This window comes from Pseudoalteromonas sp. Z9A4, assembly GCF_011378845.1.
In the GTDB taxonomy this organism is placed as follows: Bacteria; Pseudomonadota; Gammaproteobacteria; order Enterobacterales; family Alteromonadaceae; genus Pseudoalteromonas; species Pseudoalteromonas arctica.
In genome coordinates this window covers 48,448-66,750 of record NZ_WTLA01000019.1, presented here as the reverse complement: position 1 = coordinate 66,750, position 18,303 = coordinate 48,448, and the positions used below count along the sequence as shown (strand labels likewise).

Sequence of the window (18,303 nt, the reverse complement as noted above, 5' to 3'; positions counted from 1 at the left end):
CACACAATGACACACACACTCAAGGCGCTTTCAAAAGCCATATTACTTGCAACGTGCAGTTTATCTGCCAGTGTAGCTGTTGCTGAATCTAATAAACCAGAGCAGCTATACCCGCCAATCACTAGCGAAGTACTGCCAGAGCTTGCAGCTAAAGGTAGCTACAATGTAGGTGTGCAAACACTTGATTTAGTTAACCCTGCGCAATTTGACCCCGCTACACAAGGTCAAAAAGATCGTCCTTTAAAAGTAGAGGTGTGGTATCCGGCTGCAAATACAGCAAAAGCGCCACTTACCAGCTACACCGATCAAACTCGCTCAGGTAAAGAGTTTACTCTGCAAGCCGATGCAATGCGTGATGTCGCCATTAATAATAAAGAGCACTACCCTGTGATAGTGCTTTCGCACGGTTATACCGGTTACCGTACAATTATGTACTACCTTGGCGAGCATTTAGCGTCGAACGGTTATATTGTGGTAGCTATTGATCATACTGACTCGACCAATGCCGATGTTGATTTTAAAAACGCGCCATTCTCTGGCTTTTTTAGCACGCTTATAAATCGCTCACGCGATCAGCAGTTTGTTATTAATTACTTTAATGAGCAAAACAACTTTGCAAGCAAGCAAGTAGACAACAAAAGCGCAGGCGTAATTGGTTACTCAATGGGTGGCTATGGCGCGGTAAATACAATAGGTGGTTGTTACGCTTTTAATGAGCAAACAACGGCTATGTTTACGGGTATGAAAGACCCTGTTCAAATTGAAAAAGTACAGCAATTACTAAACAGCTGCGCTGGTGGGCAATACCAAAACCCAAAAGTAGACCCGCGTATAAAAGCGATGGTGGCCTTTGCACCATGGGGCGGACAGCATGCTATATTTGATGCCAAAGCAATGGAAAATATTAAAGTACCTTCGCTTTATGTAGCCGGTAACCTAGATGACATTTCAGGCTACGAAGGCATTAAAAGTCTTTATGAACAAACAGGCAGCAAAGATAAGTACATGCTTACTTACAAAAATGCACGCCATAATATAGCACCACACCCAGCCCCTGCTATTGCACAAAGCAGCAGTGAGCTAGATATCGGCCATTACTACGAGCCGTCGTGGTCTATGCGTACACTAAACGAAATCAACAAACACTTTGTACTTGCCATGATGGATTGCCACGTAAAAGGCATAGCCACTCAATGTGAATACTTAGATTTACCACAAAACGGCGACCAAGCTGTTGTTGACGGTAAACCACTACCACAGTGGCGCGGGTTTGATAATCGCTTTTCTACCGGTATGGATTGGCAGCAAGCTAAACCACACGCTAAATAACTTACTCAACACGGCTACCTTTTTTTATAGCCGTGTTCGCACTTAAAATCACCTCAAAGTAAAACGTGTTTTATTAAAGAGTTACCGGTTAAAAAAACACGCTTACTTTTTAATCAGGAATTTTAAGAAAAAATCATTGCCATTAGCCTCAGTTAAAGGCAATCTAGCTATATATAAGATAAATAATATTAATAATTATGTCCAAATACATACTCTCAATTGATCAAGGAACCACAAGCTCTCGGGCCATCTTGTTTACAAAAGATGCAGACGTTTTTGGTACAGCACAACAAGAATTTTCGCAGCATTTTCCACAAAATGGTTGGGTAGAACACGACCCTAACGATATTTGGCAAACAGTGCTTAGCACTAGCCGCGAAGTGTTAACTAAAAACGATGTAAAGCCTGAAGAAATTATTGCCATTGGTATCACCAACCAGCGCGAAACCACTTTAGTATGGAACAAAAAAACAGGCAAAACTATTTATAACGCAATTGTTTGGCAAGACCGTCGCACTAGTGACTATTGCGAAAGCCTAACAACTGATGAGCTTTGCCAAACTATAAGCGAAAAAACAGGCTTATTGCTCGACCCTTATTTTTCGGCCACTAAAATTCGTTGGATTTTAGATAACGTTGAAGGCGCACGCGAACAAGCCCTTGCAGGTGAGCTCGCCTTCGGTACGGTTGACACTTACCTACTTTGGCAGCTAACAGGCGGCAAAGAGCACCGCACCGATGCAACCAATGCATCGCGCACCATGTTATTTAATATTCACACCCAGCAGTGGGATCAAGAACTTCTAGAGTTATTCGATATTCCAGAATCTATGCTGCCAGAAGTTATGGATTCAGCCGATGAGTTTGGTTCAACAAGCGCCGATATTTTTGGCGCGCCAATTCGTGTTTGTGGTATTGCAGGCGATCAGCAAGCTGCGCTTGTTGGCCACGCATGTTTTGAACAAGGCATGGCTAAAAGTACTTACGGTACGGGCTGTTTTTTAATGCTCAACACCGGCGAAAAAGCTCTGACCTCAGAAAACCGCTTACTGACTACTGTTGCCTATAGATTAAACGGCAAGCCAACCTATGCTATTGAAGGCAGCATATTTATGGCAGGCGCAACTATGCAGTGGATTGTTGAAGGTTTAAAGCTACTTAGCCATGCTGGCGAAAGTGAGTCGATGGTTAAAGATGTACCGCTAGACCATGGTGTATTTTTAGTGCCTTCGTTTACGGGTTTAGGCGCTCCTTATTGGGACCCTAATGCACGTGGTGCAATTTTAGGCTTAACACGCGACTCTGGTATTAGCACTATTGTTGCCGCTGCTTTGCAATCGGTGGGTTATCAAACCAAAGATTTACAAAAAGCGATGGAGCGTGATGGTCTTCGCCCAAGTGTGCTTCGTGTAGATGGCGGCATGGTAAAAAATAATTGGGTTATGACCTTTTTATCAAACATTTTAGGCGCAACAGTTGAACGCCCAACAGTGACCGAAACCACCTCTTTAGGCGTAGCATATTTAGCAGGCTTACAAACAGGTGTGTATGAGTCTACTGAGCAGCTAGCTAAAATGTGGACATGCGACCGTCGTTTTGAGCCAACTATGAGCGCCGACGAACGTAACGACCTATATGCAAAATGGCAGCACTGCGTAGCTCAAGTATGCTTAACAAATAAAAACTGTCCGTAGTAAATACTAAGTGGCTAAAGGCAACACTTTAGCCTCTTCGCCTTTTTAACTTAGCTAATAGCTTGATTTAAAAGGCGTGATTTACTACCTCAAATTACAAATGAATCAGCGTAAAAATAAAAAACTAGGTTTTCTATTGTCAAATGAAAACAGCAGCTTTATGATGTTTATGTCTTATTTATATTACAAATAAAAAGGTTAGCTCGGTGGAATTAGCAGATAACGAATATGACTTACTAGTCATCGGTGGCGGTGTAAACGGCACTGGAATAGCAGCTGATGCTGCAGGCAGAGGATTAAAAGTACTTTTGTGCGAACAATCTGATCTTGCCTGTGCAACATCTTCAAACAGTTCTAAGCTGATCCACGGTGGTCTACGCTACCTTGAGCATTACGAATTTAGATTAGTAAAAGAAGCCTTAGCCGAGCGTGAAGTACTACTTAAAAATGCACCACATATTATGTGGCCGCTTACTTTTAGATTACCGCATCAAAAGCATTTACGCCCTGCATGGATGATTCGCATTGGTTTGTTTATGTATGACAACCTAGCAAAACGCGAAACACTTGCGGGTTCTCGTGGTATTAAATTTGGTGAAAACAGCGTTTTAGAGCCTTCAATTACTAAAGGTTTTGAATACTCAGATGGTTGGGTTGATGACTCTCGTTTAGTGGTTTTAAACGCCCTTGCAGCGCAACAAAAAGGCGCCGTTATTAGCACGCAAACTAAGTGTGTAAATGCTAAACGTGAGCAAGGTAAGTGGCAGGTAACGCTTGAGCAACAAAAGAGCAAAGCTAAATACAGCATTTCAGCTAAAGGTATTGTAAACGCTGCGGGCCCTTGGGTTGCTAAATTATTTGATGAAGCGCTAGCAGAAAAATCACCACAAAATATTCGCCTTGTAAAAGGTAGCCACATTGTAGTGCCGCGTATTCACGATGAGAAACAAGCTTACATTTTACAAAATAAAGATCAGCGTATTGTGTTTGTTATTCCGTTTGAAGATGACTTTTCGCTTGTTGGCACAACCGATGTAGAACACAAAGGCGAAGCGCAAGACGTTAAAATTAGTGATGAAGAAATCGATTACTTAATTGATATTACTAACAGCTACTTTAAAAATCATATTAAACGCGAAGACATAGTACATACCTTCTCAGGTGTACGCCCATTACTTGATGACGAATCAGTTAATGCACAAGCTGTTACTCGCGATTATAAATTAGAACTTTCGAGTGATGCCAAGCAAACACCACTACTGAGTGTATTTGGTGGAAAAATTACCACTTATCGTAAACTAGCTGAAGCCGCAGTTAATAAGCTTGAAGAATTTTATCCGCAAATGAGCGAAGCGTGGACTAAACATAGCTCACTCCCAGGTGGCGATTTTAGCTCGGTAGAAGCACTTAAATCAGAGCTAAAAGCAAAATATGAATGGCTACCTGAAATAACGCTTAAACGCTTTGTACGTACTTACGGTACTCGTGCTAAAAACATACTAGGTAGTGCAACCGGCCTGAGTGATTTAGGCCAAGATTTTGGTCATGGTTTATTTGCAGCAGAAGTTGATTACTTATTAAATGAAGAGTGGGCAGAAAACGCATACAATATTTTATGGCGTCGGAGTAAATTAGGACTTCGCTTTAATGAAGCACAAGTTGCGACACTTAATCACTACATTGATAACAAACAAGCTGCTAAAAGCGCTTAGCTAAATTATATAGCTGCTTTTAACTGCAGCTATAATGATTTCCCGTAACCCCTTTATAATTTAACCGTTATAGAGGGGTTTATTTTTTTGACTCTAAATTAAATAAATAATTAAAGCCGCTTAGTGTGGCTGCTTTTATATCAAACTCAACACACTTCACACCAATTTGTTTAAGCGCTGTAGTAAAGCATTTATTTAGCTGCTTTGTACCAATTACCACAACTTGTGTATCACTCAATAATTGCCACTCGCTTGCATGTCGTGCAGCTCGTACATCGCTGCCAATTAACACGCCCGACAAATAAGCTTTGGCTTGTACTGGCGATAACTCTTTTGAAAGTTGACGGGTACGCACGCTAAAAATACCATGTGCTAAGTTACCGCTATCGCTGCCTAAAGTAAGCTCACAACCTTGTTCAAATGCCTTAAAGTCAAACTCACCTTCTGCGCAGTCATTCGCAATTAAAACACTTTGATGACACAACAAATCATACAACTCACCGGTCATGGCTGTTTTAAAGCAGATGATTTCGCCGTTGTTTATAAGCACCCATTTGGTATGTGTACCCGGCAAACAGAGTAATATTTTACCTTGTTGATACTGTGGATTTTGTTTTAAAAAGCCGAGTATTTGCAGCTCTTCACCACGCATTACATCAAATAAGCCATTTTGCAGCGTACATTTTGTACCTGGGAATGCCTTAATAATATGCCCATCGCAATCAAAGCTAATAGCCGCATTAAGGAGTTTTTCGGGATTAATTGGGCATTCTAAATAAGGGGTTTTGTGCCAGCCAATACTTGAGGTAATTTGCCCTGCAATATATATAGGTAAACTGCCATATTGTTGCTTCCACACCGCAACCGTGTCTATTAAGGTTTGTTCAAAATTTTGATTCGCCTTAACCACACCCAGGCCATCACGCTGTGCTAATAATGTAAGTTTTGACTGTGCTTTCACTTCGCACAAATAAGCGCGTAAATGACTTGTGCCCCAGTCAACGGCAATAAAAAGAGATGAAGTAGCCAAACTTTACAGCCTCCCACCGTCAATTTTAATACTTTGCCCGGTAATCATACTGCTTTCGTCGGCGGCTAAAAAGAGTGCCAAATTAGCAACATCTTCAGGTGTTACTAACTTTTTAAGCGCCATGGCTTCCATCCACTTAACTTGCTCTTCTTCGGTAAACCAACTTGCTAGTTGACGGTCGGTGGCAACCCACCCTGGTAAAATAGCGTTAACGCGAATACCAAACTCGCCATAATCGCGTGCAAGTGCCTTAGTCATACCAATTAACCCTGCTTTTGCTGTTACATAACCGGCCATTTGTGGCTGGCCCATAATCGCGTTAATAGAGCTAAAGTTAATGATACTACCCGCCTCATCACCTTTCATAAAAGACATAGCAACTTGAGAAGCAAAAAAAGCAGGGTTTAAGTTTATTTGTAAGCACTGATCCCAGTCTTGCACTGTAACGTCTTCGCTTGCTTGGCGGCGGTCGTTCGCTACATTATTAACTAGTACATTAATGGCACCAAAAGCGGCGCATGCATCTACAAGTGATTGCTGAAGTGCATGCGAATCAGTTACATCTACTTGTCTGTACCATAGTTTTGCATCGGGTAAATCACTAATGAGCGATTGTGCAGCCTTATCATCAATATCAATAAACGCTACTTTTGCATTTTGGTTTACAAAGGATTTAACCATTGCTCTGCCAATGCCTGATGCACCACCGGTAATAAAAACAACTTTGCCAGAAATACTATGATATTGAGCTAGGGTGTCCAAATTAAACTCTCCAAACAACAACTTACAATAGTGTTTTGCTTATTAAAAACGCCAATAGACGTTATAAAGAACTAAAACGCTGTGCTAAAATAATTAGCCAATTAAAACTTTATATCATATCCTCAAGTACATTAATATGATATATGATATATAATAAAGCAATATATCAACTCGGAATCCTGCGCAATGAAAAGCCAACCTCGTCAAAATTTAACACAACAATTAACCCACGATTTGGGTTTTGCTATTGTGCGTGGTGTTTACCCTGTAAGCGAAGGCCTGCCTTCTGAAGCCGATTTATGTATAAAATACGATGTGAGTCGCAGTGCTACTCGCGAAGCCGTAAAAATGCTCTCTGCTAAAGGACTTATTTCATCTCGTCCTAAGCAAGGTATTCGCGTACTACCAGAAAGTAGCTGGAATATGTTTGACACCGACGTACTGCGTTGGATTTTAAGCAGCAAGCCATCACTTTCATTATTAAAAGAGTTTACTCAAGTACGTGTCGCGCTTGAGCCACAAGCGGCCGCTCTTGCTGCACTAAATGCAACTGCTGAACAACTCGCTGAAATTGATAACGCCTTAGCCCGCATGGCTGAAGCAGACGAAGGCTTGGACGATCCACTCGAAGCTGATATTGCTTTTCATACCAGCATATTAGTTGCCAGTAACAATCGCTTTTTTGTGCAATTAACTGAGTTTATTAGTACTGCCCTTAGGGTAAGTATTCGTTATACAAACCACATTAAAGGTGTACCGGGCGCAGACGTTGCTAAGCACGCTGATATTTTAGAGACCATAAAGTCACGCGATCCTGAACGCGCTAAGAAAGCAGTAGAAACAATTTTAGAAGAAGCACTACAGTTAATTGAATCTAAATTAGTTTAATGTTAGTTCAACATATTGTATAAATATTGAGTCCATCGAATTTACTCTTTACAGTATATTTCATGGACTTTTTTATTGCCTATAAGGCTTAATACCAATCCGCAATAATACTTAATCATTTTGCGGGGCTAAACGTGTCGCTACCTGCGTTAAAAAATTCTCATTTACGACTGCATGGATGCAGAAGGTAGATCAATGCAGGAGCAATTGCCGAGAACAACTAAATAGCGAATTTTTTGCCTAGCTACCAACACGTTTTTCCGCCCCCAAAATAGCTCATTTAATTAAGCGAATTGGTATAAATTACAGACATTAAAAAATCCGATATCAGTCTCCTGATATCGGATTTTTAATTATTTAAATCAGCTTAATAACTCTGGTTATTAACTAAGATAAAACGCCTTTTACAGGCTAAAATTACAATCCTAATTTCTTCTCAAGGTAGTGGATGTTAGTACCACCATTTTGGAAGTTTTCATCTGCAAGAATTCTCTTATGCAAAGGAGTATTAGTTTTAATTCCGTCAATTACTAGCTCGTTAAGTGCATTGCGTGCGCGGGCAATAGCTACATCACGGTTTTCACCGTAAGTAATTAACTTACCAATCATTGAATCGTAATGTGGTGGAACCGTGTAGTCAGCGTAAATATGGCTGTCCCAACGAATACCTAAACCACCTGCTGGATGGAAACGTGTAATTTTACCCGGTGACGGGATAAACGTTTCAGGATCCTCAGCATTAATACGACACTCAATAGCATGACCGCGAATAACAACGTCGTCTTGAGTGAATGATAACGGTTGACCCGCTGCAATTTTTAACTGCTCTTTGATTAAATCGATACCAGTAACCATTTCAGTTACAGGGTGTTCAACCTGAATACGTGTATTCATTTCGATGAAGTAAAACTCTCCGTTTTCGTATAAAAACTCAAACGTACCTGCACCGCGGTATCCAATTTCGATACATGCACGTGTACAGCGTTCACCGATGAATTTTCGCGTTTCAGCAGTAATTCCTGGTGCTGGAGCTTCTTCAACTACTTTTTGGTGACGACGTTGCATAGAACAATCACGCTCACCTAAATGTACTGCATTACCTTGACCGTCAGCTAATACCTGAACTTCGATGTGACGTGGATTTTCAAGGAATTTTTCCATGTAAACCATGCCATTACCAAAGAACTGCTTAGCTTCTTGCTGTGTTAATGCAATTGAATCAATAAGTTCAGCTTCGCTGCGAACAACGCGCATACCACGACCACCACCGCCACCAGCAGCTTTGATGATTACCGGGTAACCAATACGCTTGGCGATTTGCATGTTGCGTTCTTTATCATCTGATACTGGACCGTCAGAGCCTGGAACACATGGAACGCCTGCTTTACGCATTGCTGCGATAGCAGACACTTTATCACCCATAAGGCGAATAGTGTCACCTGTAGGACCGATAAATACAAAACCACTTTGCTCAACTTGGTCGGCAAAATCAGCATTTTCTGCAAGGAAACCGTAACCAGGATGAATCGCTACAGCGTCAGTTATTTCAGCCGCAGCAATAATGCGCGGAATATCTAAATAACTTTCAGTTGCTGATGGTCTACCAATACAGATGGTTTCATCTGCAAGCAATACATGCTTAAGATCGCGATCTGCCGTTGAATGCACAGCAACCGTTTTGATCCCAAGCTCTTTGCAGGCGCGCAATATACGAAGTGCAATTTCACCTCGGTTTGCAATGACTACTTTATCTAACATTAGAGTTGGCCTTTTAGGTTACGCTATTATTCAATGATGAATAGAGGTTGATCAAATTCTATTGGCTCGCCATTTTCAGCTAAGATAGCTCTTACTGTACCGGCTTTATCTGATTCAATTTGGTTCATCATTTTCATAGCTTCGATAATACAAAGTGTATCGCCAACTTTAACTTGCTGACCAACTTCTACATATGCTGGAGCTTCAGGAGACGCAGCAGAGTAAAAAGAACCAACCATTGGTGATTTAACTTGATGACCCGTAGGTTCAGCTGGTGCTACTGCTTCAACGGCTACAGGAGCCGCTGCAACTGGTGCTGCTGGCGCTGGTGCATATTGTTGAGGAGCAAATTGTGGGTAACCTGGGCCTGCGCTCATGTTGTTACGGTTAATACGTACTGATTCTTCACCTTCAGTGATTTCTAGCTCAGCAATACCTGATTCTTCTACTAATTCGATAAGCTTCTTTATCTTGCGAATATCCATTACACGACCCGCCTATTTGTTTGTGTGTTAATTTAAAATTAAATTGCGTTTTGCAACCGGCTTACAGCGGCATTTAATGCTGCGTGATAGCCCATTGCGCCTAATCCACATATCACGCCTTGTGCCACATCAGAAAAATACGAATGATGGCGAAACGCTTCACGCGCGTGCACATTACTTAAGTGCACCTCAAAAAACGGAATATCAACACTCAGCAGTGCATCACGTAATGCGACGCTCGTATGCGTAAATGCAGCAGGATTGATAATTATGTAATCAACCGCTTGCCAAGCATCATGAATTCGTTCAATGAGTGCTTGCTCACTATTACTTTGAAAATGCGTTAACTCAACATCTAGACTATTAGCGGCACTGGTTAGCTCTTCCATAATCTCACTGAGCGTCTGAAAACCGTATTTATCCGGTTCACGTTTGCCCAGCATGTTTAAATTTGGACCATTTATAACTAAAAGGTTAAATTTTGCAGCCATAATACGCGATATATCCTATAAGTAATGAGTTAAGCAGTTACTAACTAATTTTTCACTTTTAAGTAAGCAGAAAAAGCAATGTAGCAACAATTTCTCACGTTAACCAACTATTATAGTGATTTCGACGTAAATAGCAGCAAAATACTGGTCTTATCAGTGTTGGAGGTACAAATAAAAGAAGAGTTAAGAAGGTGCCACTCTCTAAATTAAGTGGCACTATTGCACTATTATTGTGCGCTGGTGCGCACTATAGCTAGGTGTTTAGCAAAATCATCAGCGTTTAAAAAGCCTGTCACTCGTTGCGTGCTAAGCTCTTGACCTTGAGTATTAAAAAACAAAATACTCGGTAAACCAAACACCGTGTACTCTTCCATCAGCTCAATTGTTTTATTATCACTCTCAGTTAAGTCAATTTGAATAAGCTGATAGTGGCTAAACTCACTTTGCACTTTGGCATCAGGAAAGGTGTAATGTTCAAACTCTTTACACGCCACACACCAGTCGGCATATAAATCGACCATAACCATTCGACCTTCGTCGTTTGCTTGTGCAACTGCTTCTTTTAGTTCTGCTAAATCAGCAACCTGTTTAAACTCATTATTTTGTGAGCTTACCTGTACTGTTTGTACTTGAACTGGCCAAAAGTAGTTTTTAGTTAACGTAAAGCCTGTAATAACTAATAGAGTTGCAGCAAACCATAATGCAGTTTTTAACTTGCTTTGTGTTTGGCTACTTTGCCAATGATGTAAGTACAGTGCTGTTGCTAATGCAAGCACACCTGCCATTAATAATATAATGTCGGCGCTTACTAGTCGCTCAAGTAATATAAGCGGCACAACGAGCATCACAAAACCAAACAAGGTTTTAACTTGCTCCATCCAACCACCCGCTTTAGGCAGCAATTTACCGCCAGATGTACCAAGTAATAACAATGGCAATCCCATACCCAAACTGAGCACGTACAGAGTTAAACCACCTACTAAGTAATCACCACTTTGCGCTACAAATAAGAGCGCCGCCGACAGTGGCGCAGTAGTACAAGGTGATGCTATTAAGCCCGAAAGTACACCCATTAAAAATACGCCAACGTAGTTGCCGCCTTTTTGGTTGTTACTTACTTGGGTTAGCTTGCTCATCATACTGCTTGGCAGTTTAATTTCGTACCAACCAAACATCGACATAGCGAGCAATACAAATAATAAACTAAAGCTGATTAACACAAATGGATGCTGTAAATACCCCTGCACTTGCCCACCAAGCGCAGCAACAACTAAGCCAAGCGCTGCATAGGTAACTGCCATACCTTGTATATATACAAACGACAACGCAAACGCTTTTTTAGTAGAAAGATTTTTTTGCCCTGCAATTAAGCTCGACAAAATAGGAAACATAGGGAATACGCATGGCGTAAAAGCAAGGCCTACACCAACAGCAAAAAATATGAGTAAATTAGTTATTAAGCTCTGACTTGCTAATTGCTCAGTAAAAGTCAGTTCTTTTTCGGTATCATCCGAATTTGTTGTAGGTTCAGTAGTTGGCTCATTAAGTACTGCAAACGTACTTTGCGCTGTTGCCGCTTCATCGGTAGCGCTATTTTGATCTACATTTTTAATTTGTGCGCCACTAATTACACTAAGTGGAATGCTAATCACTTCTGGTGGATAACAAAGCCCTGCTTTTGCACAGCCCTGATAGCGAACTTTAACAACCGCTCCCTCAGTGATATTACTTAACTTACTAACAACGCTCGCGGTATTAAAAAAGACTTCTGTTTTACCAAAAAATTCATCTTCAATAATTTCGCCACCACCAGAGTCACCTACTTGGATGTTTGCGCCCTTGGCAATGATTTCTATTTTCTTTTTATATAAATAATAGTCTGGCGCTATATCCCAACCTACAAACAAGGTGCTGCCTTGCTGATCAAAGTCAAATACAAACGCTTGGTCTACAGGTAAAAAAGTGTGTTGAGGAGGCCCAAGTAGATCACCAAGCACATTATTAGTCGCAGCCTTTACAGGTACGGTTAATAATGTAACCAACAATAAAAAGAAAAAACGCATTAATTCAGTACCTCGTCCATCCAATTAAAATACGCCAAATTTCCCGTAGAAACTTCTAAAACCTGAATCTCTGGCACTTCGTAGCTATGTAACTCTTTTATTGTTAGAAACACATCGTTCATTTTATCTGATTTCGTTTTTATAAGTAGCTTAGCCTCAGTTGCTTCTGCAACTTCGCCTTCCCACATATAAATAGAGCCCATGTTAGGTAAAATATTTACACAAGCAGCTAGTTTTTTTTCTACCAACGCCCTTGCAAGTATGCGTGCTTCTGCTTCGTCTTTGCAGGTCGTAAAAATCATTTTAAAATGCGTAGTCATTATGAACCTATACTTATTGGACAGTGTCTATCATCATAGTATCTGATAGCCGATACAATGTGTAGACGCTAAAATATCAGTAAAATGACGATACCTATGCCCTAACCTTGAAAAGAGACCTCGTCACCCTCATTTATATTTCATCAACTCTTTTGAGTGTCATTATTTAGAGAGCGCTATGTTTAGATTTTTATTTGTGTTGTTTATTATCATCCCTATTATCGAAATCGCTTTGCTGATTCAAGTAAGCGACGTGATTGGTGGATTTGCAACAATTGCACTTGTTGTTATTACGGCGATTTTAGGTGCCAAAATGGTTAAAACACAAGGTATGGGGGCGCTGCAAAACGTACAAGCGCAAATGGCGCAAGGGCAAATGCCAGCCAAAGAATTATTTACCGGAATATGCGTTGTAATTGCAGGTGTATTACTCCTTACTCCTGGCATTATGACTGACGTATTTGGGCTACTATTATTAACCCCTGCAATTCGTAACAAATTGGCTGCAGGCCTTGCTAGCCAAGCAACTGTTAGAATGAGCGCAGGCATGCAACAAGGGCCATCGCCGTTTGCTGGGCAGCAACATGCTGAACGAGAGCAAGGGCAAATGGAACGACCAACTACTATTGATGGTGAATATGAGAGAAAAGATTAAAAATTTATCGTTTTTTCTCTTGGAATTTTTCACTCTACCCCCATTAATGAATGCAAATTAGAAAAGCTTTTTTCTGTACTGTTCAGAAACTGTTAGGAGAACTAAAAAACATGAACATTCGTCCTTTACAAGATCGCGTAATCGTTAAACGTCTAGAAGAAGAAACAAAATCTGCTGGCGGTATTGTATTAACTGGCTCTGCAGCTGAAAAATCAACTCGCGGAGAAGTTGTAGCCGTAGGTAATGGTCGCGTTTTAGAAAACGGTGACGTGAGAGCGTTAGAAGTTAAAGCCGGTGACACTGTGTTATTTGGCTCATATGTTGAAAAAGTTGAAAAGATCGAAGGTCAAGAGTACCTGATCATGCGTGAAGATAATATTTTAGGCATTGTAGGCTAAACCTACTTTTCGTTTATAAACATTTAAGAATTTAGAGGAATTTAAAACATGGCAGCAAAAGAAGTACTTTTTGCAGGTGACGCACGCGCTAAAATGCTAACTGGCGTAAACATCCTGGCAAACGCAGTAAAAGTTACATTAGGTCCTAAAGGCCGTAACGTTGTACTAGATAAATCATTTGGCTCACCAGTTATCACTAAAGATGGTGTATCTGTAGCAAAAGAAATCGAACTTGAAGACAAGTTTGAGAACATGGGCGCACAAATGGTTAAAGAAGTTGCATCTAAAGCAAACGATGCAGCCGGCGATGGTACAACTACCGCTACAGTACTTGCACAGTCTATTGTTAATGAAGGCCTTAAAGCTGTTGCAGCGGGCATGAACCCAATGGATCTTAAGCGCGGCATCGATAAAGCAGTTATTGCTGCTGTTGCAGAGCTTAAAGCGTTATCTGTTCCTTGTTCTGATACTAAAGCAATTGCACAAGTAGGTACTATTTCAGCTAACTCTGATAAAGAGATTGGCGACATCATTGCACAAGCAATGGAAAAAGTAGGCCGTAACAGTGGTGTTATTACTGTAGAAGAAGGTCAATCACTTGAAAACGAACTAGATGTTGTTGAAGGCATGCAGTTTGACCGTGGTTACTTATCTCCTTACTTTATCAACAGCCCAGAAAAAGGTACTGTTGAACTAGATAACCCATTTATTCTACTTGTAGATAAAAAAATATCTAACATCCGCGAATTATTACCAACATTAGAAGCGGTTGCTAAAGCAAGCAAACCACTACTAATCATCGCAGAAGACCTTGAAGGCGAAGCACTAGCTACATTAGTAGTTAATAACATGCGCGGTATTGTTAAAGTATCAGCAGTTAAAGCACCTGGTTTTGGCGACCGTCGTAAAGCAATGCTACAAGATATCGCTGTATTAACTGGCGGTACTGTAATTTCTGAAGAAATCGGCTTAGAGCTTGAAAAAGCAACAGTTGAAGACCTAGGTACAGCTAAGCGCGTAATTATCACTAAAGATGATACAACAATCATTGATGGTGCTGGTGAAGAAGCGGGTATTAGCGGTCGTGTTTCACAAATTAAAGCACAAATCGAAGAAGCAACATCAGACTACGATAAAGAGAAACTACAAGAGCGCATGGCTAAACTAGCTGGCGGTGTTGCAGTAATCAAAGTAGGTGCTGCTACTGAAATGGAAATGAAAGAGAAAAAAGACCGCGTTGAAGATGCATTAAATGCAACTCGTGCAGCGGTTGAAGAAGGCGTAGTACCTGGCGGCGGCGTTGCACTTGTACGTGCAGCTAGCAAGCTGGTAGATTTAGTTGGCGACAACGAAGATCAAAACCACGGTATTAAAGTTGCACTTCGTGCGATGGAAGCGCCACTTCGTCAAATCGTAACTAACGCTGGCGAAGAAGCATCAGTTGTAATTAACGCAGTTAAAGGCGGCGACGGTAACTTTGGTTACAACGCAGCAACTGGTGAATACAACGACATGATTGAAATGGGTATCCTAGATCCAACTAAAGTAACACGCTCTGCATTACAGTTTGCAGGGTCTATTGCGGGTCTAATGATCACTACTGAAGCAATGGTAGCTGAAATCCCAAAAGATGAAGCTGGTGGCGCTGATATGGGTGGCATGGGCGGAATGGGTGGTATGGGCGGGATGATGTAATCATCCCCTAAACACCTAGCTCAAATAAAAACCCAGCTTCGGCTGGGTTTTTAGCTATTGGGCACAAATAAAGTAAAAGCCACAGGTGTGGCTAATTAATAAAATGACTTCGCGTATCCCTTTGCTTCTTAAATGCATGCCAAGCCATACTCAGAGTTAATTTTATTTATTAAAAATTATTAAGGATATTAAGATGAATAAAAAACCTGAACTAATCATTTCATCACTCGATGCAGATAGATTGTATGATTTAATGGAATCATTGCCTGCAGGTAGCTTTGCTAATAAAGAAGAATTGGAAGCTGAATTGGCACGAGCAACAATAGTCGAGCCTAAAGATATGCCATCGTCAGTTGTAACGATGAACTCAACTGTAAACTTTATTGTTGAGTCTTCTAAAGAAGAATTTACGTTAACCTTGGTGTACCCAAAGAACAGTGACTCTAGCGGCGATAAAATATCGATATTATCACCCGTTGGTAGCGCATTACTTGGACTGTCACAAGGTGACGAAATTGAGTGGCCTAAACCTAATGGCGGCTTAATAAAGGTAAAAATAAAAGAAGTAACCTATCAACCGGAACGTGCTGGTGAATTACACAGGTAAACACTTTATGCACTTAGCACTAAAAATCGATTTAAAGTAGACCTAGCTTCGGCTGGGTTTTGCTTTTTATTATAAAGCAGATTGATACTGTTTAATTTATACCTATAACTAAGTTACATATTGGGGGCATATACCCTGCGTAATCGTTTACTAAACAACCTGAACTCTGGATAATAAATCTATCTCAAGCAGCTATTTTCAGCGCTCACTGCGTTGAGTTTACTTGCAATAGGCCAGCTATTGACGCGTAAGTTCGCCTTGTTTTCACTGAAAATTTCTGGCTAGAGAAAATAAATTTAAATATCACTATAATTCAATACATTGGTAAATCTCTTAACCAGAGTTCAGGTTAAATATGATAAAAAGCACATTTATTTAATAGTACGGAGTGAGCTAAACATGACTAACGTTCAACAGCATATCGGCAGCATTGCATTAGTTGTTAAGGACTACGACGATGCCATTGAGTTTTATACTCAAAAGCTTAACTTTGAGTTAGTCGAAGATACTGATTTAGAAGATGGTAAACGCTGGGTGTTAATTTCACCTCCAAATTCAAACGGGGCTTGTTCGAGCAGGACTAATCTACTGCTTGCTAAAGCCACAACACCCGAACAAATCAGTGCTATTGGTAACCAAACAGGTGGTCGTGTGTTTTTATTTTTGCATACCAATGACTTTTGGCGAGATTATAATTTAATGCTTTCTAAAGGCGTTACATTTAACGAAGAACCTAGAGTAGAACCCTATGGCACCGTAGTGGTTTTTGAAGATTTATATGGTACAAAATGGGATCTACTACAGCTTAATAATTAGCAAGATAAAGTGACGCTTAAACTCACGTCACTTTATTAACTAACTCTCTTACGATTGGGAATAGATCACTGGGTAGCATTCCTCTTTGCCCGTCTCGCTCACTTGCGATATCACCGGCTTTAGCGTGCAGTGTTACACCATAACGCGCTGCTTCATCAATAGTTAAACCTTGAGCAAGTAATGCCCCAATAATACCAGAGAGTACATCGCCACTGCCGCCAACGGCCAGTCCTGGGTTGCCATCCTCACACACCCACGTGTGCTGGGCATTATCTATTAATGTTCCTGCGCCTTTTAATACACAAGCCGCGGTATAGCGCTTGGCGCAAAGGCGAGCATAATTAAAACGATCAGATTCGATTTCGCTGGTGCTAACACTCAGGAGTCGAGAGGCTTCGCCGGGATGTGGAGTAAGTACGCATTGCTCTAATGTGTATGATGAAGCTTGCTTAGCCAGTAAATTAAGGGCATCTGCATCTATAACCAATGGCATTTTATTGTTTTGGCAATATTGCATTACTTCATCGAATGTTTGTTGTGCCCATTCGTCTTGCCCAAGCCCTGGACCAATAACAACGCAGCTTGCCCACTCTAGCGCTTGATGTAAATTATTACTGCTTACCATAAGTTCTGGTCTGCCAATGCTAATAGGCGTTATTGAGCTTTCGTGTGTATACACTCTTACCATGCCAGCACCCGTTCTAAGAGCTGCTTCACTACTTAACCTAATTGCACCTGCAGTACCTTGATTGCCTCCAACACATAAAAGCTTGCCATGGCTGCCTTTGTGACTATTGATTGCCCGCGTGGCTATTCCTTTAAAGCTATTAATATTTATCAAGGTTCCTGATGATTGAGCGATACAAGTAAACGCATCACCAATTGCTAAATCATCAAATACTAACTTACCGCTATATTGTTTACCTGCCGTCGTTGTGAGCCCTTGCTTTATACCTACAAAAGTAACGGTTGAAGTAGCTTGTACTGCGCACCCTAAAGGCTGTCCTGTATTTGCTTCAATGCCTGATGGAATATCAATGCTTATTACGGGCTTACCACTGTTATTTACAGCGTTAATTATATTCGCAAAATTATCGCGTACGGCGCTATTAAGCCCAGTACCAAGGAGCGCATCAATAACTATATCGCACTTATTAAGAGTGTCTTTTGTAAAATGAGAAACCACCCCACCCGCTTCTATCCATAGCTGCTGCGCTTTTGCTGCATCACCAGTTAATACTTTATTAGGCTCAGCTGCGCATACTGTTACCTTTTTACCTGATTGCATAATAAGCCTAGCTACAACGTAACCGTCTCCAGCGTTGTTACCATGGCCAACAATGACTAATGTATGCTGTGCATCAAATAACTGCCATTGCTTATATACAGCCTCGCCTGCACGCTGCATTAGGGTAAATAAATCACAATGACTATTTTTAGCAGCTAAAGCTTCGTTGTCTCTTACTTGTTGTGCGGTAAATAAGGTTTTATTAAGCATAAAGGCTCCTTTACTAGGTGATACTTCACCTTATCAAATACTTATATCTAGCGGCTAGTTCCGTTGACAATTTTAAACTGCAATTTTATTTAAACTCTAACT

The 18,303-nt window shown here is 40.8% G+C and carries 17 protein-coding genes; 9 read left to right on the top strand and 8 right to left on the bottom strand.

Annotated features, from left to right (window positions below):
• Positions 1–6 precede the first annotated feature (6 nt).
• From GQR54_RS13810 to glpD, 3 genes are all read left to right on the top strand, one after another.
• Complete coding sequence (locus GQR54_RS13810) at positions 7–1,329, top strand: dienelactone hydrolase family protein (RefSeq protein ID WP_166378337.1); 1,323 nt, start codon at positions 7–9, stop codon at positions 1,327–1,329.
• Positions 1,330–1,526: 197 nt separating this feature from the next.
• On the top strand, positions 1,527–3,023 hold the full coding sequence (gene glpK, locus GQR54_RS13805) for a glycerol kinase GlpK (RefSeq protein WP_166378335.1): 1,497 nt from the start codon (positions 1,527–1,529) through the stop codon (positions 3,021–3,023).
• 206 nt (positions 3,024–3,229) lie between these two features.
• Complete coding sequence (glpD, locus tag GQR54_RS13800) at positions 3,230–4,735, top strand: glycerol-3-phosphate dehydrogenase (RefSeq protein WP_166378333.1); 1,506 nt, start codon at positions 3,230–3,232, stop codon at positions 4,733–4,735.
• Positions 4,736–4,814: 79 nt separating this feature from the next.
• Here the strand turns inward: glpD and GQR54_RS13795 are convergent, their stop codons facing one another.
• Positions 4,815–5,765 carry a 2-dehydro-3-deoxygalactonokinase gene (locus GQR54_RS13795; protein WP_166378331.1) on the bottom strand — a complete coding sequence of 317 codons (951 nt, stop codon included), beginning with the start codon at positions 5,763–5,765 and terminating at the stop codon, positions 4,815–4,817.
• Positions 5,766–5,768: 3 nt separating this feature from the next.
• Positions 5,769–6,527 carry an SDR family oxidoreductase gene (locus GQR54_RS13790; protein WP_166378329.1) on the bottom strand — a complete coding sequence of 253 codons (759 nt, stop codon included), beginning with the start codon at positions 6,525–6,527 and terminating at the stop codon, positions 5,769–5,771.
• A 186-nt stretch (positions 6,528–6,713) separates the two neighbouring features.
• Here GQR54_RS13790 and GQR54_RS13785 point away from each other — a divergent pair, with 186 nt between their 5' ends.
• On the top strand, positions 6,714–7,415 hold the full coding sequence (locus GQR54_RS13785; protein WP_007580047.1) for a FadR/GntR family transcriptional regulator: 702 nt from the start codon (positions 6,714–6,716) through the stop codon (positions 7,413–7,415).
• A 417-nt stretch (positions 7,416–7,832) separates the two neighbouring features.
• Here GQR54_RS13785 and accC read toward each other — a convergent pair whose 3' ends face one another.
• The 5 genes from accC to cutA all read right to left on the bottom strand — a co-directional run bounded on the left by accC (position 7,833) and on the right by cutA (position 12,532).
• On the bottom strand, positions 7,833–9,173 hold the full coding sequence (accC, locus tag GQR54_RS13780) for an acetyl-CoA carboxylase biotin carboxylase subunit (protein ID WP_166378327.1): 1,341 nt from the start codon (positions 9,171–9,173) through the stop codon (positions 7,833–7,835).
• Between the two features lie 26 nt (positions 9,174–9,199).
• Positions 9,200–9,658, bottom strand: a complete 459-nt coding sequence (gene accB, locus GQR54_RS13775) for an acetyl-CoA carboxylase biotin carboxyl carrier protein (protein WP_166378325.1) — start codon at positions 9,656–9,658, stop codon at positions 9,200–9,202.
• Positions 9,659–9,696: 38 nt separating this feature from the next.
• The gene (gene aroQ, locus GQR54_RS13770; RefSeq protein ID WP_166378323.1) at positions 9,697–10,149 is read right to left on the bottom strand and encodes a type II 3-dehydroquinate dehydratase; all 453 of its coding nucleotides are present in this window, start codon (positions 10,147–10,149) and stop codon (positions 9,697–9,699) included.
• Between the two features lie 227 nt (positions 10,150–10,376).
• Entirely contained in the window at positions 10,377–12,212 is a 1,836-nt protein-coding gene (locus GQR54_RS13765; RefSeq protein WP_166378321.1) for a protein-disulfide reductase DsbD, read from the bottom strand.
• Positions 12,212–12,532 carry a divalent-cation tolerance protein CutA gene (cutA, locus tag GQR54_RS13760; protein WP_166378319.1) on the bottom strand — a complete coding sequence of 107 codons (321 nt, stop codon included), beginning with the start codon at positions 12,530–12,532 and terminating at the stop codon, positions 12,212–12,214. Before cutA ends, GQR54_RS13765 begins: the two co-directional genes overlap by 1 nt.
• A gap of 178 nt (positions 12,533–12,710) precedes the next feature.
• On the opposite strand from cutA, the gene GQR54_RS13755 reads away from it, so the two are divergent.
• From GQR54_RS13755 to GQR54_RS13735, 5 genes are all read left to right on the top strand, one after another.
• Entirely contained in the window at positions 12,711–13,187 is a 477-nt protein-coding gene (locus GQR54_RS13755; RefSeq protein WP_007580034.1) for an FxsA family protein, read from the top strand.
• Positions 13,188–13,297: 110 nt separating this feature from the next.
• Positions 13,298–13,585: a co-chaperone GroES gene (locus tag GQR54_RS13750; protein WP_007580032.1), complete on the top strand. Its 288-nt coding sequence runs from the start codon at positions 13,298–13,300 to the stop codon at positions 13,583–13,585.
• Positions 13,586–13,633: 48 nt separating this feature from the next.
• Positions 13,634–15,280 carry a chaperonin GroEL gene (gene groL, locus GQR54_RS13745; RefSeq protein ID WP_007580030.1) on the top strand — a complete coding sequence of 549 codons (1,647 nt, stop codon included), beginning with the start codon at positions 13,634–13,636 and terminating at the stop codon, positions 15,278–15,280.
• A 193-nt stretch (positions 15,281–15,473) separates the two neighbouring features.
• Positions 15,474–15,887 (top strand): nucleoside diphosphate kinase regulator, encoded by a 414-nt coding sequence (rnk, locus tag GQR54_RS13740; protein ID WP_024610813.1) that lies wholly within the window; start codon positions 15,474–15,476, stop codon positions 15,885–15,887.
• Between the two features lie 399 nt (positions 15,888–16,286).
• A complete protein-coding gene (locus GQR54_RS13735; protein ID WP_166378317.1) occupies positions 16,287–16,703 on the top strand; it encodes a VOC family protein in 417 nt (138 codons plus the stop codon).
• Between the two features lie 22 nt (positions 16,704–16,725).
• Here the strand turns inward: GQR54_RS13735 and GQR54_RS13730 are convergent, their stop codons facing one another.
• Positions 16,726–18,201 (bottom strand): NAD(P)H-hydrate dehydratase, encoded by a 1,476-nt coding sequence (locus GQR54_RS13730; RefSeq protein ID WP_166378315.1) that lies wholly within the window; start codon positions 18,199–18,201, stop codon positions 16,726–16,728.
• Between the last annotated feature and the right edge of the window lie 102 nt (positions 18,202–18,303).

Coding starts and splice junctions, on each gene's coding strand:
- GQR54_RS13810 (WP_166378337.1), top strand. CDS start 7: ATGACACACACACTCAAGGCGCTTTCAAAAGCCATATTACTTGCAACG.
- glpK (WP_166378335.1), top strand. CDS start 1,527: ATGTCCAAATACATACTCTCAATTGATCAAGGAACCACAAGCTCTCGG.
- GQR54_RS13785 (WP_007580047.1), top strand. CDS start 6,714: ATGAAAAGCCAACCTCGTCAAAATTTAACACAACAATTAACCCACGAT.
- accC (WP_166378327.1), bottom strand. CDS start 9,173: ATGTTAGATAAAGTAGTCATTGCAAACCGAGGTGAAATTGCACTTCGT.
- accB (WP_166378325.1), bottom strand. CDS start 9,658: ATGGATATTCGCAAGATAAAGAAGCTTATCGAATTAGTAGAAGAATCA.
- aroQ (WP_166378323.1), bottom strand. CDS start 10,149: ATGGCTGCAAAATTTAACCTTTTAGTTATAAATGGTCCAAATTTAAAC.
- GQR54_RS13765 (WP_166378321.1), bottom strand. CDS start 12,212: ATGCGTTTTTTCTTTTTATTGTTGGTTACATTATTAACCGTACCTGTA.
- cutA (WP_166378319.1), bottom strand. CDS start 12,532: ATGACTACGCATTTTAAAATGATTTTTACGACCTGCAAAGACGAAGCA.
- GQR54_RS13755 (WP_007580034.1), top strand. CDS start 12,711: ATGTTTAGATTTTTATTTGTGTTGTTTATTATCATCCCTATTATCGAA.
- GQR54_RS13750 (WP_007580032.1), top strand. CDS start 13,298: ATGAACATTCGTCCTTTACAAGATCGCGTAATCGTTAAACGTCTAGAA.
- groL (WP_007580030.1), top strand. CDS start 13,634: ATGGCAGCAAAAGAAGTACTTTTTGCAGGTGACGCACGCGCTAAAATG.
- rnk (WP_024610813.1), top strand. CDS start 15,474: ATGAATAAAAAACCTGAACTAATCATTTCATCACTCGATGCAGATAGA.
- GQR54_RS13735 (WP_166378317.1), top strand. CDS start 16,287: ATGACTAACGTTCAACAGCATATCGGCAGCATTGCATTAGTTGTTAAG.
- GQR54_RS13730 (WP_166378315.1), bottom strand. CDS start 18,201: ATGCTTAATAAAACCTTATTTACCGCACAACAAGTAAGAGACAACGAA.